At 65.6% G+C, this 14747-nt stretch carries 15 protein-coding genes; 6 read left to right on the forward strand and 9 right to left on the reverse strand.

Annotated elements, in window-relative coordinates:
- Positions 1 to 190 precede the first annotated feature (190 nt).
- The 8 genes from ACFW0B_RS10700 to ACFW0B_RS10735 form a co-directional block, all read right to left on the reverse strand.
- Entirely contained in the window at positions 191 to 1381 is a 1191-nt protein-coding gene (locus ACFW0B_RS10700) for a CaiB/BaiF CoA transferase family protein (protein WP_449147889.1), read from the reverse strand.
- Positions 1371 to 1766, reverse strand: a complete 396-nt coding sequence (locus ACFW0B_RS10705) for a PaaI family thioesterase (protein WP_449147890.1) — start codon at positions 1764 to 1766, stop codon at positions 1371 to 1373. The genes ACFW0B_RS10700 and ACFW0B_RS10705 overlap by 11 nt, the downstream gene beginning before the upstream one ends.
- 18 nt (positions 1767 to 1784) lie before the next feature.
- Complete coding sequence (locus tag ACFW0B_RS10710) at positions 1785 to 2591, reverse strand: enoyl-CoA hydratase/isomerase family protein (RefSeq protein ID WP_449147891.1); 807 nt, start codon at positions 2589 to 2591, stop codon at positions 1785 to 1787.
- A gap of 10 nt (positions 2592 to 2601) precedes the next feature.
- Complete coding sequence (locus ACFW0B_RS10715; protein ID WP_449147892.1) at positions 2602 to 3366, reverse strand: SDR family NAD(P)-dependent oxidoreductase; 765 nt, start codon at positions 3364 to 3366, stop codon at positions 2602 to 2604.
- A 1-nt stretch (position 3367) separates the two neighbouring features.
- Positions 3368 to 4513, reverse strand: a complete 1146-nt coding sequence (locus ACFW0B_RS10720; RefSeq protein WP_449147893.1) for a thiolase family protein — start codon at positions 4511 to 4513, stop codon at positions 3368 to 3370.
- The gene (locus ACFW0B_RS10725; protein WP_449147894.1) at positions 4510 to 4866 is read right to left on the reverse strand and encodes a Zn-ribbon domain-containing OB-fold protein; all 357 of its coding nucleotides are present in this window, start codon (positions 4864 to 4866) and stop codon (positions 4510 to 4512) included. The genes ACFW0B_RS10720 and ACFW0B_RS10725 overlap by 4 nt, the downstream gene beginning before the upstream one ends.
- Positions 4867 to 5143: 277 nt before the next feature.
- Positions 5144 to 5536 (reverse strand): hypothetical protein, encoded by a 393-nt coding sequence (locus ACFW0B_RS10730; protein WP_449147895.1) that lies wholly within the window; start codon positions 5534 to 5536, stop codon positions 5144 to 5146.
- Positions 5537 to 6092: 556 nt separating this feature from the next.
- Positions 6093 to 6707: a TetR/AcrR family transcriptional regulator gene (locus ACFW0B_RS10735; protein ID WP_449147896.1), complete on the reverse strand. Its 615-nt coding sequence runs from the start codon at positions 6705 to 6707 to the stop codon at positions 6093 to 6095.
- A gap of 219 nt (positions 6708 to 6926) precedes the next feature.
- Here ACFW0B_RS10735 and ACFW0B_RS10740 point away from each other — a divergent pair, with 219 nt between their 5' ends.
- The 6 genes from ACFW0B_RS10740 (at position 6927) to ACFW0B_RS10765 (ending at position 13517) form a co-directional block, all read left to right on the forward strand.
- Positions 6927 to 7793 (forward strand): fumarylacetoacetate hydrolase family protein, encoded by an 867-nt coding sequence (locus ACFW0B_RS10740; protein WP_449147897.1) that lies wholly within the window; start codon positions 6927 to 6929, stop codon positions 7791 to 7793.
- Positions 7794 to 8020: 227 nt separating this feature from the next.
- Positions 8021 to 9019: a 2,4,5-trihydroxytoluene oxygenase gene (locus ACFW0B_RS10745; RefSeq protein ID WP_449147898.1), complete on the forward strand. Its 999-nt coding sequence runs from the start codon at positions 8021 to 8023 to the stop codon at positions 9017 to 9019.
- A 16-nt stretch (positions 9020 to 9035) separates the two neighbouring features.
- Positions 9036 to 9650: a malonic semialdehyde reductase gene (locus ACFW0B_RS10750; protein ID WP_449147899.1), complete on the forward strand. Its 615-nt coding sequence runs from the start codon at positions 9036 to 9038 to the stop codon at positions 9648 to 9650.
- A gap of 128 nt (positions 9651 to 9778) precedes the next feature.
- Positions 9779 to 11014: an MFS transporter gene (locus ACFW0B_RS10755; protein ID WP_449147900.1), complete on the forward strand. Its 1236-nt coding sequence runs from the start codon at positions 9779 to 9781 to the stop codon at positions 11012 to 11014.
- Between the two features lie 68 nt (positions 11015 to 11082).
- Positions 11083 to 12588 carry a CoA-acylating methylmalonate-semialdehyde dehydrogenase gene (locus tag ACFW0B_RS10760; RefSeq protein WP_449147901.1) on the forward strand — a complete coding sequence of 502 codons (1506 nt, stop codon included), beginning with the start codon at positions 11083 to 11085 and terminating at the stop codon, positions 12586 to 12588.
- Between the two features lie 77 nt (positions 12589 to 12665).
- On the forward strand, positions 12666 to 13517 hold the full coding sequence (locus ACFW0B_RS10765) for a hypothetical protein (RefSeq protein ID WP_449147902.1): 852 nt from the start codon (positions 12666 to 12668) through the stop codon (positions 13515 to 13517).
- Positions 13518 to 13759: 242 nt separating this feature from the next.
- Here the strand turns inward: ACFW0B_RS10765 and ACFW0B_RS10770 are convergent, their stop codons facing one another.
- Positions 13760 to 14743, reverse strand: a complete 984-nt coding sequence (locus ACFW0B_RS10770) for a 2-hydroxyacid dehydrogenase (protein ID WP_449147903.1) — start codon at positions 14741 to 14743, stop codon at positions 13760 to 13762.
- Positions 14744 to 14747: the final 4 nt, after the last annotated feature.

The raw sequence follows: 14747 nt of genomic DNA on the forward strand, positions 1-14747 counted from the left end.
GCCCCTGGAAGAACGTCCTGCTTCGCGACTGAATCTCCCACAACAAGCGCAGCTTCTTCGTAGGTTTCGGTAGAGCGAAGCGAAACCCAACGTAGCGGACTTGCCCGGCAGTATTTGGCCTCGTTCCTCGAACCAACCTACGGGACCTTCGCGGACGCGAAACCAAACGACCGAGGCGCGGCGGGTGGAGTCAGATCACCGCCCCGCTCTCCAGCATCTGCGCCACCTCCAGTTCGCCGTAGCCGATTTCCGCGAGCAACGCGCGGGAATGCTCGCCCTTGTCCGGTGCCGGCCGGTAGGGCTGCTGCGCCGCTTCGGCGCTGTTCACCGGGAAACCGGGCACCCGCAATTCACCGTGGCGGGGGTGACGGATGGTCGCGAGCATGCCGTTGCTGGCCAGTTGCGGGTGTTCCAGCAGGTCGCTGTAGTCGGCCACCTTCGCGCAAAGGATGTCCGCCACGCGCAGGCGTTCCAGCCAGTGGGCGGTGCTGCAGGTGCGGAATACGGTGTTGAGCGCGTCCTGCATCGCGGCGTGGTGCACCACGCGTTGGGCCGAGGTAACGAAGCGAGGATCGGTCGCCCACTCCGGATGGCCAAGCACCGCGCACAGGCGCTCCCAGCGGTTACCGTTGTAGGCCGCCACCATGATCCAGCCATCCTCGGTCTGGAACGCCTCGTTCGGCGCCGAATAGGGTGCGGCGCTGCCGATGGGCGTCGGCAGCTCGCCGTCGCGCAGGTAGCTGCTGATGGACGACTGCTGCAAGGCCAGCGCCGAGTTCATCAGGCTCACGTCCAGATGACCGCCCTGCCCGTCCCGATGCCGGGCCTGAAACTTGGCGAGGATCGCCATGCAAGCCATGTAGCCGGTCACCACGTCCACCACCGGCGCCTGTACCTTGCAGGGAGGCGCGCCGGGGATGCCGATCAGGCTCATCAGCCCGGAATCCGCCTGGAGAATGCCGTCCACCCCGGCGCGGTCCGCATAGGGCCCTTGCTGGCCATAGGCGGAAATGGAGCAGTAGATCAGCGCCGGGTGGCTTGCCGAGAGTTCCTCGTAACCCAGCCCGAGGCGAGCCATCACGCCGGGACGCATGCTTTCGATCAGCACATCCGCCTCCTCCACCAGGCGTTTGGCCACGGCCAGTCCCGCCGGGTTCTTCAGGTCCAGGCAGAGGCCCTGCTTGCCACGGTTGAAGCCGTGGTAGAGCGCGCTGGATTCCCCCACCCAGGCCGGCCCCAGGGTTCGGCCGAGGTCGCCTTCCGGCGGTTCGATCTTGATCACTCGCGCGCCCATGTCGGCCAGCAGCATGGTGCAGGTGGGGCCGGCGGCGATCTGGGTGAAATCCAGCACTGTCAGGCCCTGCAAGGCATTACGCAGCATGACGGCCACCTCCCTGTTTGAAGGCGCCCTGGGCCGTCGCCAGCAACCCGCCATCCTCGTCCAGCAGAGACGCCTCGGCGAAGTACAGACGGTGGCCATTGCGGCTGACCCTGCCCCTGGCGAGCACGGTGCCGCTGCGGGCAGCGCGCAGGTAGGCGATGTTCAGCATCACGGTCACGCCGTGTACCTCGGCCTCGCCTTCCGCCGAATGCAGCCCCGCGTAGCCGCAGGCGGCATCCAGCAGCGTGGCGACCAGCCCGCCGTGGAGCATGCCCTGGCGGTTGAGGTGGCGCGCCTCGATGGGCATGCGGAATTCGGCCGCGCCACTGGCCCAGTGGACCAGCTCTACGCCAAGGCTTTGCAGGAACGGATTGCTCAGTTGCATGACGAATCTCCCCGGCGCTCAGCGGCCCTTGTAATGCGGCGCGCGCTTCTCGGCGAAGGCCGCACGCCCTTCCAGACGGTCCTCGGTATCCCGCAGCACGCCCCAATACAACTCGGCCAGGCGCTGGGCGTCGGCATCGGAGAGGTGCGCGGTCTGGCGGGCCAGGGATTGCAGCGCCTGGATCGCCAGAGGAGCGGCATCGGCGATGCGCCCGGCCAGCGCCAGGGCGCGGTCCAGCAGCGACTCGCGGCTGTCCAGCAGCTCCGACACCAGCCCGATAGCCAGCGCCTGGCGGGCGTCGATCCGCTGGCCGGTGAGGGCCATCTGCATGGCATGGGCCGCTGGCACGGCCTTGAGCAGGCGATGCAGCCCGGACACCGCCGGAATCGAACCGACCAGCGCTTCCGGCAAGCCGAAGCTGGCATTGCCAGAGGCGATGCGCAGGTCGCACTGCAAGGCCAGCTCCAGGCCGCCGCCGAGGCAGTGGCCATTGATGGCGGCGATCAGCGGCTTGCGCAGGTCGAGGTCGGCCAGGTCCATCAGGCGCACATAGAGGCCGGCATCGGCCGCCGGCTCCTTGTCGAGGAACAGCGCCTCGGCATAGGACGCGCCGGACACCCGCGTGCTCTTCAGGTCGGCGCCGACACAGAAGGCGCGCTCGCCACTGCCGGTGATGACGGCCACGCGGATCTCGCGGCGGTCGCGGACTTCCGCCAGGTGCCCGCGCAGGGTGCGCAGGGACTCGATGTCCAGGGCGTTCAGGGCATCAGGGCGGTCGAGGCTGATCAGCGCCACGGCGCCCCGGATTTCAAGCTGTACGGACATGGCGACCTCCTCAGACGCTGGCCGACGACAGGCTGCGCCCGCCGCAGACATAGAGGGTCTGCCCGGTGACGTAGGCGCTGGCCGGATCGAGGAAAAACTCCACGGCGTTGGCGATATCATCCGGCGTGCCGATGCGTTTGACCGGCACGGTGTCCTTCAGGCGCGCCTGCACTTCCGGGTCGAAAGCCTGGAACAGCGGCGTGTCGACGATGCCGGGGGCGATGGTGTTGACCGTGATGCCCTTGGCTGCGAACTCGATGGCCAGGCTGCGGGTGAGGCTCACCACCCCGCCCTTGGCGGCGGAATAGTTGGCCTGGCCGAAGCCGCCCAGCCAGGCGCGGGACGACAGGTTGACGATGCGCCCGAAGCCGGCCTCCAGCATCAGCGGCAGGGCCGCCCGGCAGCAGAGGAACTGCGCCCGCAGGTTGGTATCCACCACCAGGTCCCAGTCTTCTTCGGTCATCGTCAGGAAGCGCTTGTCGCGCACCACTCCGGCGTTGTTCACGAGGAAGTCCAGGCGCCCGGAAATCTCCCGGATCTGGCCGAAAGCTCGGTCGACATCGGCGGCCCGGGTCAGGTCCAGGGCGATGCCGTGAACGTCGAGGCCGTCACCCTGCAGCCGCTCGACGCTATCGAGCAGGGCCGGCGCATCGCGGTCCAGCAGGAAGACGGTCACGCCTTCGCGCGCCAGGCGGCTGGCGATGCCCAGGCCAATGCCACGGGCGGCGCCGGTCACGGCGGCCACCTGGCCCAGTTGGAAGCGTTGCTTGCTCATCTCACACCCCCAGTACGTGAACGGAAGACGCGGCATGGTCGACACCGGCGATGCCGCCGCCGGTGCACTGGGCTACGCCGATGCGCGGGTTGTCGGCCTGGCGCCCGTGGGCGCGGCCCTGCAGTTGCCACATCAGCTCGACCATCTGCGCAACGCCGGTGGCGCCCAGCGGGTGCCCTTTGGCGAGCAGGCCGCCGCTGGGGTTCACCGGCACCCGTCCGCCCAGCGCGGTGGCACCGGAATGCAGCAGCGCGACCGCTTCGCCGTGGGGCGCCAGGCCCAGGGCTTCGTAGTAGAGGAGTTCGGCGATGGTGAAGGCGTCGTGCAGCTCAACCACCCCCACATCACGCGGATCGACTCCTGCCTGCTCATAAGCCAGGCGCGCGGCACGGGCGGTGATCTCTGCGTCGAGGATGTCGTCACGGGCGCCTTCGCGCAGGCCGGACACGACAATCGAACCGAGCACGCGCACGTCCCGCCCATGGGGGCCGGGCCTGTTGCCCAGCACCAGGGCGGCAGCGCCATCCACCTGGGACGGGCAGCACTGCAACAGGGTCAGCGGGTCGGCGATCATCCGCGAGCCCAGCACCTCTTCCAGGGTCACTTCGCTGCGCTGCTGGGCGTATTCGTTGAGGGAACCGTGATGGCGGTTCTTCACCGCCACGCGGGCGAGGTCCGCCGGGCTGGCGCCGCGCTCGTGGATGAAGCGGGTAGCACGCATGGCATAGACCGCCGGCAGCACCATGCCGGCCTTGGCGAAGAGGTCGGTCTTCTCGTCATTGCGCTGCATCGGGATGGTGCCGCCGCCCAGTTGGGTCAGCTGTTCGATACCGAACACCAGCACCCGCTCGTACTGCCCGGCCAGCAGTGCGTGGCGCGCCAGATGCACGGCGGTGGCGCCGCTGGCGCAGGCGTTCTCGATGTTGTAGACGGGGATGCCGGCCAGGCCGAGGTCACGCAGGATCACCTGGCCGAGGATCATGCCGCCGAGCACATTGGCGCAGTAGATGGCCTGGATGTCTTGCAGTTCGAGGCCGGCGTCCGCCACAGCCTCGAGGATCGCCTGCTGGGCCAGTTCCGGCGCCATCACACCCTGGTGGCGGCCGAAGCGGGTCATGGCGCCGCCCATTACATGCATCTGGCTCATTGGCTGGCCTCCACGGATTCGAACACATAGCCATAGGTTTCATCGGGACGGATGCGGTAGGTAGCGCCGATCACCGGGCGCTCGCTGCCGGTGATGCGGCCGAACAGGCGCACCGGACCCTCCAGGTCCAGATAGCCCAGGGCGAACGGTGCCAGACCGCTCTTCGGGCTCGGATGAATGATGGTGAAGCTGTACAGGCTGCCCTCGGCAGCCAGGGGCTCGGTGCGGTAGTGGGTGGCCAGCGGCGAGTGCCCAGGCAGCGGCGGGAACACCAGTTCACCGGTGGCGAGATGGCGGGAGCCAAGCAGGCACGAGGGGCTATTGGCGCCCCAGAGGGATGGCAGCGGGTTCATGTCGACCTCCTGTTGTTTTCAGCCGTGCGATACGGCTCTGGACAGGGGCTATGGTCGACACCGGGCCTGGGCCCGACAAACGATATAAAGACCGCCTACGCTTGAGTTTTTTGCAAGCATATGGCCGCTTCCGGCCATTCACGGAGGCGCCGCGACCAGGGCAGCAGCCATCCCTGCCCGCTCGCCTTGCGCGCTCCCCCTCAGTGGCAACAGCAGGCACTGTCGCCTGGACAGATAGCTGGCGTCCTGCAGGCCGCCACCGGGGTGCGGCAGTCGATTACTGGGCCGGCTGCGGGCCCATCATGCCGGACTGCTGGTCCATCATCCGCATCATCATGTCCATCATCTTGGGGTCCATCATCATGTGCTGGCCCATACCCCTGCCGGGGCAGCCGTTTTGCATCATGACAAGACCTTCCTTCATCGCCTGCATGCCTTCGCGCATGGCCTCCTGGCGCTCCTCCGGCGTCTTGGCGGCAGCGATCCTGTCGTGAATGGACTGCATCTTCTTCATCTGCTCGGTCATGGCCTGTTCCCGGTCCTGGACGGCTGCAGACGAGCTCCCGGCTTTCGCCGGCGCCTGGTCGGGGTGATGCTCCTCGACGGCCGCGACCAGTAGCGGGCTGCTGACCAGCAGGGCGGCGACGAGCGATTTGATTGTCATGTGCATGGCGATCTCCGGCGGTTTCGATGGGTGGGAGGCAACGGCCTACGCCAGCTCGTGCAGACGCGGCCAAGGTGCGTCCGGAGGTCCGGGCGCACGAAGGGAGGGTCAATCGTTGAAGCGGACGAAGCGCAGACGTGCCGGTGGCCGTGACGGCGCAGGCAGGTGGCAGGCGAGTGCCGCGAATCGCGGAGACAGGACGGCAAACAGGAGCGCTGCCGGAAGTATCAGCAGGAGGGACCGTTCATGCAGGCTGGACGACGCTTCATCCTGACCACTCGCCAGATCGTGAGGCGCGAACGGCAGGCGGCCCTGGCTGGTCGCGCCCCCGGACGCCAGCACCCACAGCACCATGGGTAGCAACGAGCCTCGATGAAATCGGAACCAGGACATTCGCTCGATCCGCCGGAACATCAGGCTCGACACTAGCGCCATTGCCAATGCGGCACTTGATGCACATCAAGTCTCGGCAACCTGACTGCCGGTCTGGAGAGCTGCTTTGCGGCGGAGGCCGATCGACTTCCTGGCAGGGCCCATCAGGCAATCGCCATCAGAGTCTGCCTCAAGGCTCCAGGCCATGGATGAAGATGGCAATGGCCTCTTCAATCAGCGGTTGCCGTTCCGACCGCGTTGGTGACTCGACCAACCCCAACAGGCACTGCAACTGGAGTTTCCCGGTCAGGGCATCCAGAAAGATCACGGCCCGCCGCTCGGCACTGCCAGGAGCCACCAGACCGGCGCTTTCGGCCCAGGTGAAGTACTCCGTGAGGCATCTGTAGGCGGTGCCCGGAGCAGCCTCGAAGAACGACCTGGCCGCCTCGGGCGCACGCGGGGCCTCGGCGACGATCAAGCGGTGCAACGCAGTGGTACGAGGCGCCAGCACCACATCGAGAAAGGTCTCGGCGATCGTCAGCAATGCCTCGCGCAGGGGCTTGCGCTTGAGGTCCATATGGGTGAGCGGATTGACGATCTCTTCGCACAATCGAGCGATGATCGCCGCGAAAAGGCCGTCCTTTCCACCGAAGTAGGCATAGAAGGTGCGCTTCGAACCGCCGATCCGCGCGATCAGGCCGTCCACGCTCACGCCTGCGTAGCCCTCCTCCAGGAACATCTCGGTGGCGACATCGAGGATGTGTTGCCGTTTGGCGGCCTGGCGCGGGCTTTCCAACTGGGTCATGGGCGTTTCCAAGGCTTCGGGGCACAATAGCCTAACCCGCGACACCCAAGGCTTCCAGCAGCCGCCATCGACGAATAAGCATAAATATCCACCTGCTTATTCCTCATGATTCTTGATTTCCCTCTTGACCGATTCAGCTTTCGAGATCAAATTTTGCTCAAAGGGTACGGTACCGTACCGTACCTCTCCAACTAACAAGAACAACAGAGGAATCTCCCCATGCGTTTCACTCAATTTCTGCAAGCGTCCCACAAGGGTTTGGCTGTCGAGGTGTCCGGCAGGCTGTATGGCCTGGCTGAACACGAGGAAGGTTTTCCCGGCACATTGCACGACCTGCTCAAGGCCGGTCCGGAGGCACTCAGGGACGCCCACCGCCGCCTGAGCCAGGCCCGCGAGCTGGACCCGGCCGCCATCCGCTACCTGCCCCCCATCGAGCGTCCCGGGAAGATCGTCTGCGTAGGGCTCAACTACGCCGATCACACCAAGGAAAGCCCGTACGAACAGCCCGCCTACCCCACCTTCTTCCCGCGTTTCTCCACCACCCTCGTTGGCCACGGTGAGCCCATCATTCGCCCGCGCGTGTCCGAGCAGCTGGACTATGAAGGCGAGCTGGCGGTGATCATCGGCCGCGGCGGCCGTCATATCACCAAGGCGCGCGCGCTGGAGCACGTCGCTGGCTACTCGATCTTCAACGAAGCCTCGGTGCGCGATTACCAGTTCAAGTCGCCGCAATGGACCATCGGCAAGAACTTCGATGCCACGGGCGCCTTCGGCCCCACCTTCGTCTCCGCCGACGAGTTGCCGCCAGGGGCACGCGGCCTCGGCCTGACCACCCGCCTGAACGGCAAGGTCGAGCAGCAGGGCAATACCGCTGACCTGATCTTCGATGTCGCCGAGCTGATCGCCACCCTCAGCGAAGCCGTGACCCTGGAGCCGGGTGACGTGATCGTTTCCGGCACCCCGGCTGGCATCGGCTGGGCCAGGCGCCCGATGCTGTTCATGAAGGCGGGCGATCTCTGCACCGTCGAGATCGAAGGCCTCGGCATGTTGAGCAATCCCATTGCCGATGAAGGCCCGCAAGCCTGACGACATGCCTCGCTGTTCGACTGCGCAAGGCTGATTGCGAAAGCGCCTCCAGGGGCGCTGGCCGGCTCGACACACACTGACTGCCAAAACCCTTCCGGGCCCTGCTCCAGGGCCCGTGGGCCCGGCCGTCCCTGAAAAAGCCAGCGCCATTTCCTTGCCGACGAACGACAGATCAACGCATCCGTTGCCGGATACCCGCCGCGGCGCCCGGCCAAGGAGTAGCAGCCATGCTGCGCATCAAAGACATCAACCACGTGATCTATCAGCACAAGGACCTCGACGCCATCGAGCATTTCCTGACCGACTTCGGCCTGGTCGTGGCTCATCGCACCGAGCAACGCATCTACCTGCGTGGCACCGGCCCGCTGCCGTACGTGTACATCGCCGAACGGGCCGAATCGTCCGGGCTCAGTGCCATTGCCTTCGCCGTGGAAAGCCTGGACGACTTGCAGACCGCCGCACGTTTTCCCGGGGCATCCGCCATCCAGCCGCTGGAGCATCCGGGCGGCGGGCACTACGTGACGCTGCACGACCCGTCGGGGCGAAGGATTGACCTGGTGCACGGGATAGAAACCGTCGAAGCGCTGCCCCAACGCGCCGCCTTGACACTCAACTCGGCAGAGGAAAAGCGGCGCTTCGGCGACGTGCAGCGCCCTGGCAAAGGCCCGGCCCAGGTGATGCGCCTTGGCCACGTCGCCATCGGCGTGACCGACATGGTGAGGATGCTCCGCTGGTACCGCAGCGTGCTCGGCATGCTGCCCTCGGACCTGATCGTCGAAGGGGATGACTGCAACTGCCCGACAGCCGCATTCCTGCGCCTGAATCGCGGTACGGCATGGACCGACCACCACACGATCGCGCTGTTCCAGGCGGGCAAGGACGTCGTCCACCACGCCTCGTTCGAAGTGCAGGACTTCGACGCCCAGTGCCTGGGTCACCAATGGATGACCGAACAGGGCTGGAGTCCGTTCTGGGGCGTCGGCCGGCATGTACTCGGCAGCCAGATCTTCGACTACTGGAGAGACCCCTCGGGCAACCTCATCGAGCACTTCACCGACGGCGACCTGTTCAACAACGCCTCGCCGATGAACCGCATCCAGGCTTGCGACTCCAGCCTCTATCAGTGGGGGCCGCCGATGTCCGTCGAGTACTTCCTCGGCGGCTGCAGCGAAAGCGAAACCATCGCCCCGCGCCCGGACGCCCTGCGCAAGCGCACCGCACAGTAACGACGAGGACGAAGACATGAGTACCCAACGGCTTTCCGAGCAGGGACTGGACCTGCTGTTCCGCCAGGCACGCAGCCAGAACGGCTGGCGCGACCAGCCAGTGGATGACGAGGCACTCGCGGCACTGTACGACCTCGTGCGCTGGGGGCCGACCAGCGTCAACAGCTGTCCGGCCCGGATCGTCTTCCTGCGCAGCGCCGCCGCCAAGCAGCGTCTGCTGCCCGCGCTCAGTCCCGGCAACGTGGACAAGGTTCTCGGGGCACCGGTGACCGCCATCATCGGTTACGACGCGGCCTTCCACCTTCAGTTGCCACGCCTGTTCCCGCACAACCCGGACGTCCGCGAGTGGTTCGCGCAACAGCCCGAGCTGATCGAACCCACGGCCCTGCGCAACAGTTCGCTGCAGGGCGGTTACTTCATCCTCGCCGCCCGCGCCCTGGGGCTGGACTGCGGCCCCATGTCCGGCTTCGACCATCAACGGGTCGACCGCGAATTCTTCGGCGATGACGGCTGTTTTCCCGGCATGCAGGTGAAGACGAACTTCCTCTGCAACCTGGGTTACGGCGATCCCGACAAGCTGTTTCCCCGCAGCCCGAGGCTCTCCTTCGAGGAATGCTGCAGCCTGCTGTAACGCGCTTCATCCGAACCACAACAACAAGAACGAGGTAATCACGATGCGCTACTCCACCCTGCTCGCCCATCCCCTGCCCCATGCGGCCTTCCTTCGTCCGGCAAGACAACGCTGAAGGAGGCCCGACCATGAAAGCACTCTCGAAATGGCACGTACTGGCCGGCGGTTTCCTGGCCTACCTGTTCGACGCCATGGAAATCATCCTGCTGACCATTGCCCTGCCGGTCATCCGCCAGGACCTCGGGCTGACCATCGGCGAAGCCGGGATGCTGGCCTCGGCCACCCTGCTCGGCATCGGTTTCAGCAGCATCACCACCGGCTGGTATTCGGACAACTTCGGCAGGCGCAAGGCCCTGCTGGCTTCGCTGGTTTGCTTCGGCGCACTGACGATGCTGGTGGCAATGACCCGGGACTGGTACCTGCTCCTGTTGCTGCGCTTTCTCTCCGGCCTCGGCCTGGGCGGCGTGTGGGGTATCGTCTCGGCCTATATCGCCGAGACCTGGCCTCCCCACCAGCGCGCTCGCGCCACCGGCTTCGTCCTCAGCTCCTTCCCCATCGGCGCCAGCATCGCCGCCCTCGCCGGCAAAGCCTTGCTGCCCGATTGGGAACTGCTGTTCCTCGCAACCGGCATCTCCACCCTTCTGCCCATCGGCTATGTCTGGCTGTTCATGCCCGAGTCCCGCGAATGGCAAGAGCAGAGAAAGCCGGCCGTACTGACCGAACGCCCTGTCGCCAAGGTTTCCATCAGCGAAATCTTTTCGCCTGAACTGCGCAGGCTGACCCTGCTCGGCACCACCGCGGCGAGCTGCTCGGTCATCGGTTTCTGGGGCGCCGGCACCTGGCTACCCACCTACCTGGTGCAGGAGCGAGGTCTGGACATCGCCAGGATGGCTGACTTCATGGCCATCCTGAACATCGGTGCCTTCATCGGCATCAACGCCTTCGGGGTCATTGCCGATCGCATCGGCAAGCGTGATGCGACCCTGCTGTCCCTGCTCGGCAGCGCAGTGATGCTGGCCATCTATGCAATGACCACACGCAACGAATTGCTGTTCTGGCTCGGGCCGGTCTATGCGTTCTTCTACGCCTTCGCGAGCCTCTTCGCCTCCTACTTCAGCGCGCTCTATCCGGTGCGCGTGCGAACCATAGGCGCCGGCTTCTGCTTCAACTTCGGGCGCGGGCTCGCCGCCTTCGCGCCCCTGCTGCTGAGCGGTATCGCGACCCGCCACAGCCTGTCGCTGGGACTGCTGGTGTGTGCCGGCTTCTTCGCCCTGGGCACCCTGACCATGTTCTTCATGCCCCACACAGAGAAGCCCAGGGCCCGCCTGGCACCCGACGGCAAGACGAAAACACCTGCCATCTGACCCCCAAACCCCGTCCCAGCCGGCACGCCAGACGTCGCCGGTAGGGCCCACTCATGCGGAGAAAAGCCATGACAACCCTGTTGCAGCACTACATCGACGGCCAATTGGTCTCAGGCAATAGCCAACGATTCGCGGACGTATGCGACCCGGCCACGGGAGAAATCAGCGCCCGGGTCCCCCTGGCCAGTGCCAGCGAACTGCAGGCGGCAGTCGCGGCGGCCAGGGCCGCCTTCCCGGGCTGGTCGGCTACCCCGCCGCTGCGCCGCGCACGCATTCTCAGCCGCTTCAAGGACATGCTGGAGCAGAACGGAGAAAAGCTCGCGCAAATCATCACTGCAGAACACGGCAAAGTGCATTCCGACGCCATGGGCGAAGTGGTACGTGGCCTGGAAGTCGTGGAATTCGCGTGCGGCGGCCCGCACCTGCTCAAGGGCGAAGTCAGCGAAAACGTCGGCAGCTCGATCGACTCCCACTCGCTACGCCAGGCGCTCGGCGTCGTCGCCGGTATCACGCCATTCAACTTCCCCGCCATGGTCGCCTTGTGGATGTTCCCGGTGGCCCTGGCCTGCGGCAACACCTTCGTGCTGAAACCGTCCGAACGCGATCCTTCCGCCGCGCTGTTCCTCGCCCAGTTGCTGGAGGAAGCCGGACTGCCCGCCGGCGTATTCAACGTGGTCAACGGTGACAAGGAAGCGGTGGACGCCATCCTCGCCCACCCCGACATCCAGGCGGTGAGCTTCGTCGGATCGACCCCCATCGCCCGCCACATCTATGCCACCGGCGCGGCCAACGGCAAGCGCGTGCAGGCCCTGGGGGGCGCCAAGAACCACATGGTGGTGATGCCCGACGCGGACCTCGACAAGACCGCCGACGCCCTCATCGGGGCCGCCTATGGCGCAGCCGGCGAGCGCTGCATGGCGATCTCCATCGCCGTGGCCGTTGGCGATGCCACGGCCGATGCACTCATCGCACGACTCGCTCCCCGGGTGAAGGCACTGCGGATCGGTCCCGGCACCGACCCCCAGGCGGAAATGGGGCCGCTGATCACCCGTGAACACCGCGACCGCGTGCGCAGCTACGTCGACATCGGCGTCGAGGAAGGCGCCAGCCTGGTGGTCGACGGACGCGAATTCCGCATGCAGCGTCCAGGGTTCGAGAACGGCTTCTACCTGGGCGGCAGCCTGTTCGATCGGGTCACCCCCGAGATGCGCATCTACCAGGACGAAATCTTCGGACCGGTGCTCGGCGTGGTGCGCGTGAAGAACTACAAGGAAGCGGTCGCCCTGATCAATGCCCACCAGTACGCCAACGGCACCGCCATCTTCACCCGCGATGGCGATTCGGCACGCATGTTCGCCCACGAAATCCAGGTCGGCATGGTCGGCATCAACGTCCCCATTCCCGTGCCCATGGCCTTCCACAGCTTCGGTGGTTGGAAGAACTCTCTGTTCGGCGACCACCACATGCACGGCCCCGAAGGCGTGCGCTTCTACACCCGACTGAAGACCGTCACGTCACGCTGGATGAGTGGCATCCGCGAAGGCGCCGACTTCGTCATGCCAACCATGAAGTAAGCAACCGGCAGCCACGCTGCCCCCTTGGTGCCCGGGCGATCACATCCGGGCACCAGCAAATTCGGAACCAGACCTCGATGAACGCACAACAACTACAAAAGAGCTTTTGCAAGGTACTGATCACTGGCGCGCTTGGCATGGCCACGGGCGTCCAGGCCATGGACTGGAGCGACACCTTCGTCGGCTTCCGCTACGGCGAGCACTTCACCGAACCGCCGGTGACGAAGAAGATCCAGAAGGAGATCTATCAGCTCAGCCATGCCAGCGGTTATTCCCATGGCCAGCACTTCTTCAATCTCGACGTCCTCAAGTCCGACAGCAACGACCCGAAGAAGGACAGCGACTCGGGCGCGGTCGAGACCTACCTTGTCTATCGTCACCAGCTGTACCTCGGCCGTGTCTTCGACCGTTCCTTCGCCTTCGGCCCGGTGAAGGAAGTCGCCTTCAGCAGCGGGTTCGAGCTGAACTACAAGAACACCGATTTCTCGACACGCAAGCGCCAGCTGTTGCTGGGCCCCACACTGAAATTCGACGTGCCGGGCTACCTCGACCTGAGCCTCTTCTACTCGATGGAATGGAACCATTGCGGGCTGCCCAGCTGCCAGACCGAGGACATCCAGTTCGATCCCTACTATGTGGTCCACCTGGCCTGGGGGCTGCCTTTCGAGATGCTGGACGTGCCGTTCAAGTTCCACGGCTTCGCCAGCTACAAGACCGAAAAGGGTAAGGACTACTTCCGCCAGGACACGGGCGAGGAAAGCCTGATTCGCACCGCCTTGATGGTCGATGTCGGCAAGCTGGCATTCGGCGAGAAGAACAAGTTCTGGATCGGCCCCGGTTATGAATACTGGCGGCACAAGTACGGCGCGATAAACAAACCGGGGGCCAACACCTACGCTCCGACGTTACATGTCGAGTGGCATTTCTAACGCTTACTGACCTCTGCCCCTGCGAACCGCGACGCTTTTACATGAACGTCGCGGTTCGTCGTTTACCCCATCCGCGCTACCGTCAAGCTGTTCACAGAGCAAGGCTGTAAGCGCTGGATCAAATCGCAGCCCATCAGGTGAAACCCGGGGATAGTCTCACTGCCGCTCCGGGATTTCATCGGGCTACCTGTTGCCTCCCACTGGCAGCAAGGGCGGGGCGGGTCGCCCCGCCCTTCCCTCCCTCAGTGCCGTGCGGCCCAGGCCGCCTCGTTCACCAGGTTCGCCGGGCGCTCGCCGGCCAGGGCGCTGAGCAGGTTCTCCACTGCACAGCGCGCCATGGCCTCGCGGGTCTCATGGGTGGCCGAGCCGATATGCGGCGTCACCACCACGTTGTCGAGCTTCAGCAACGGCGAGTCCGTGGGCAGCGGCTCGTGGCTGAACACATCCAGGCCGGCCCCGCGGATACGCCGCTGACGGAGCGCCTCGATCAGCGCCACTTCGTCCACCACCGGTCCGCGGGCGATGTTGACGAGGATCGCCCCGGGCTTCATCAGGGCCAGCTCGCGCTCGCCGATCAGGCCTTCGGTGTCGACAGTCAGCGGCACGGTCAGGCAGACGAAGTCCGCTTGCGCCAACAACTCATCGAGGCCGAGGTAGCGGGCACCGTAGCGCGCCTCGACTTCCGGCCTGGGCCGCCGGTTGTGGTACAGCACGCGCATGCCAAAGCCGGCCGCAGCGCGCCGTGCCAGGGCTTCGCCGATACGCCCCATGCCGACGATGCCCAGCGTCTTGCCGTGCACGTCGCTGCCGAAATGGGCCGGCCCCAGGTTGCCCTGCCAGTGGCCGGCACGCACCCATTCCGACAGTTCCACCACCCGCCGCGCGGTGGCGAGGATCAATGCGAAACAGGTGTCGGCAGTGGTTTCGGTGAGTACGTCGGGGGTGTTGGTCAGCAGCACGCCGCGCCGGGTCAGCTCGGGGATGTCGTAGTTGTCCACCCCCACCGAGACGCTGGACACCACTTCCAGGTCCGGCGCCAGGTCGAGCAATCCGGCGTCCACCCGCAGGCTGGCACCGAGCAGGCCGTGGGCCCCTGGCAGGGCGTCACGCAGGCGCGCCTGGCCGTCCTGCCAGGGTTCATCCACCAGGGTTACCTCGACCTGGCTTTGCAGGCGCGCCATCAGTTCATCGGAAAGGCGCTTGTAGAGGACGATACGTTTCTTCATTTCA

The sequence above is a fragment of the Metapseudomonas phytobenefica genome, from assembly GCF_043392685.1.
In the GTDB taxonomy this organism is placed as follows: domain Bacteria; phylum Pseudomonadota; class Gammaproteobacteria; order Pseudomonadales; family Pseudomonadaceae; genus Metapseudomonas.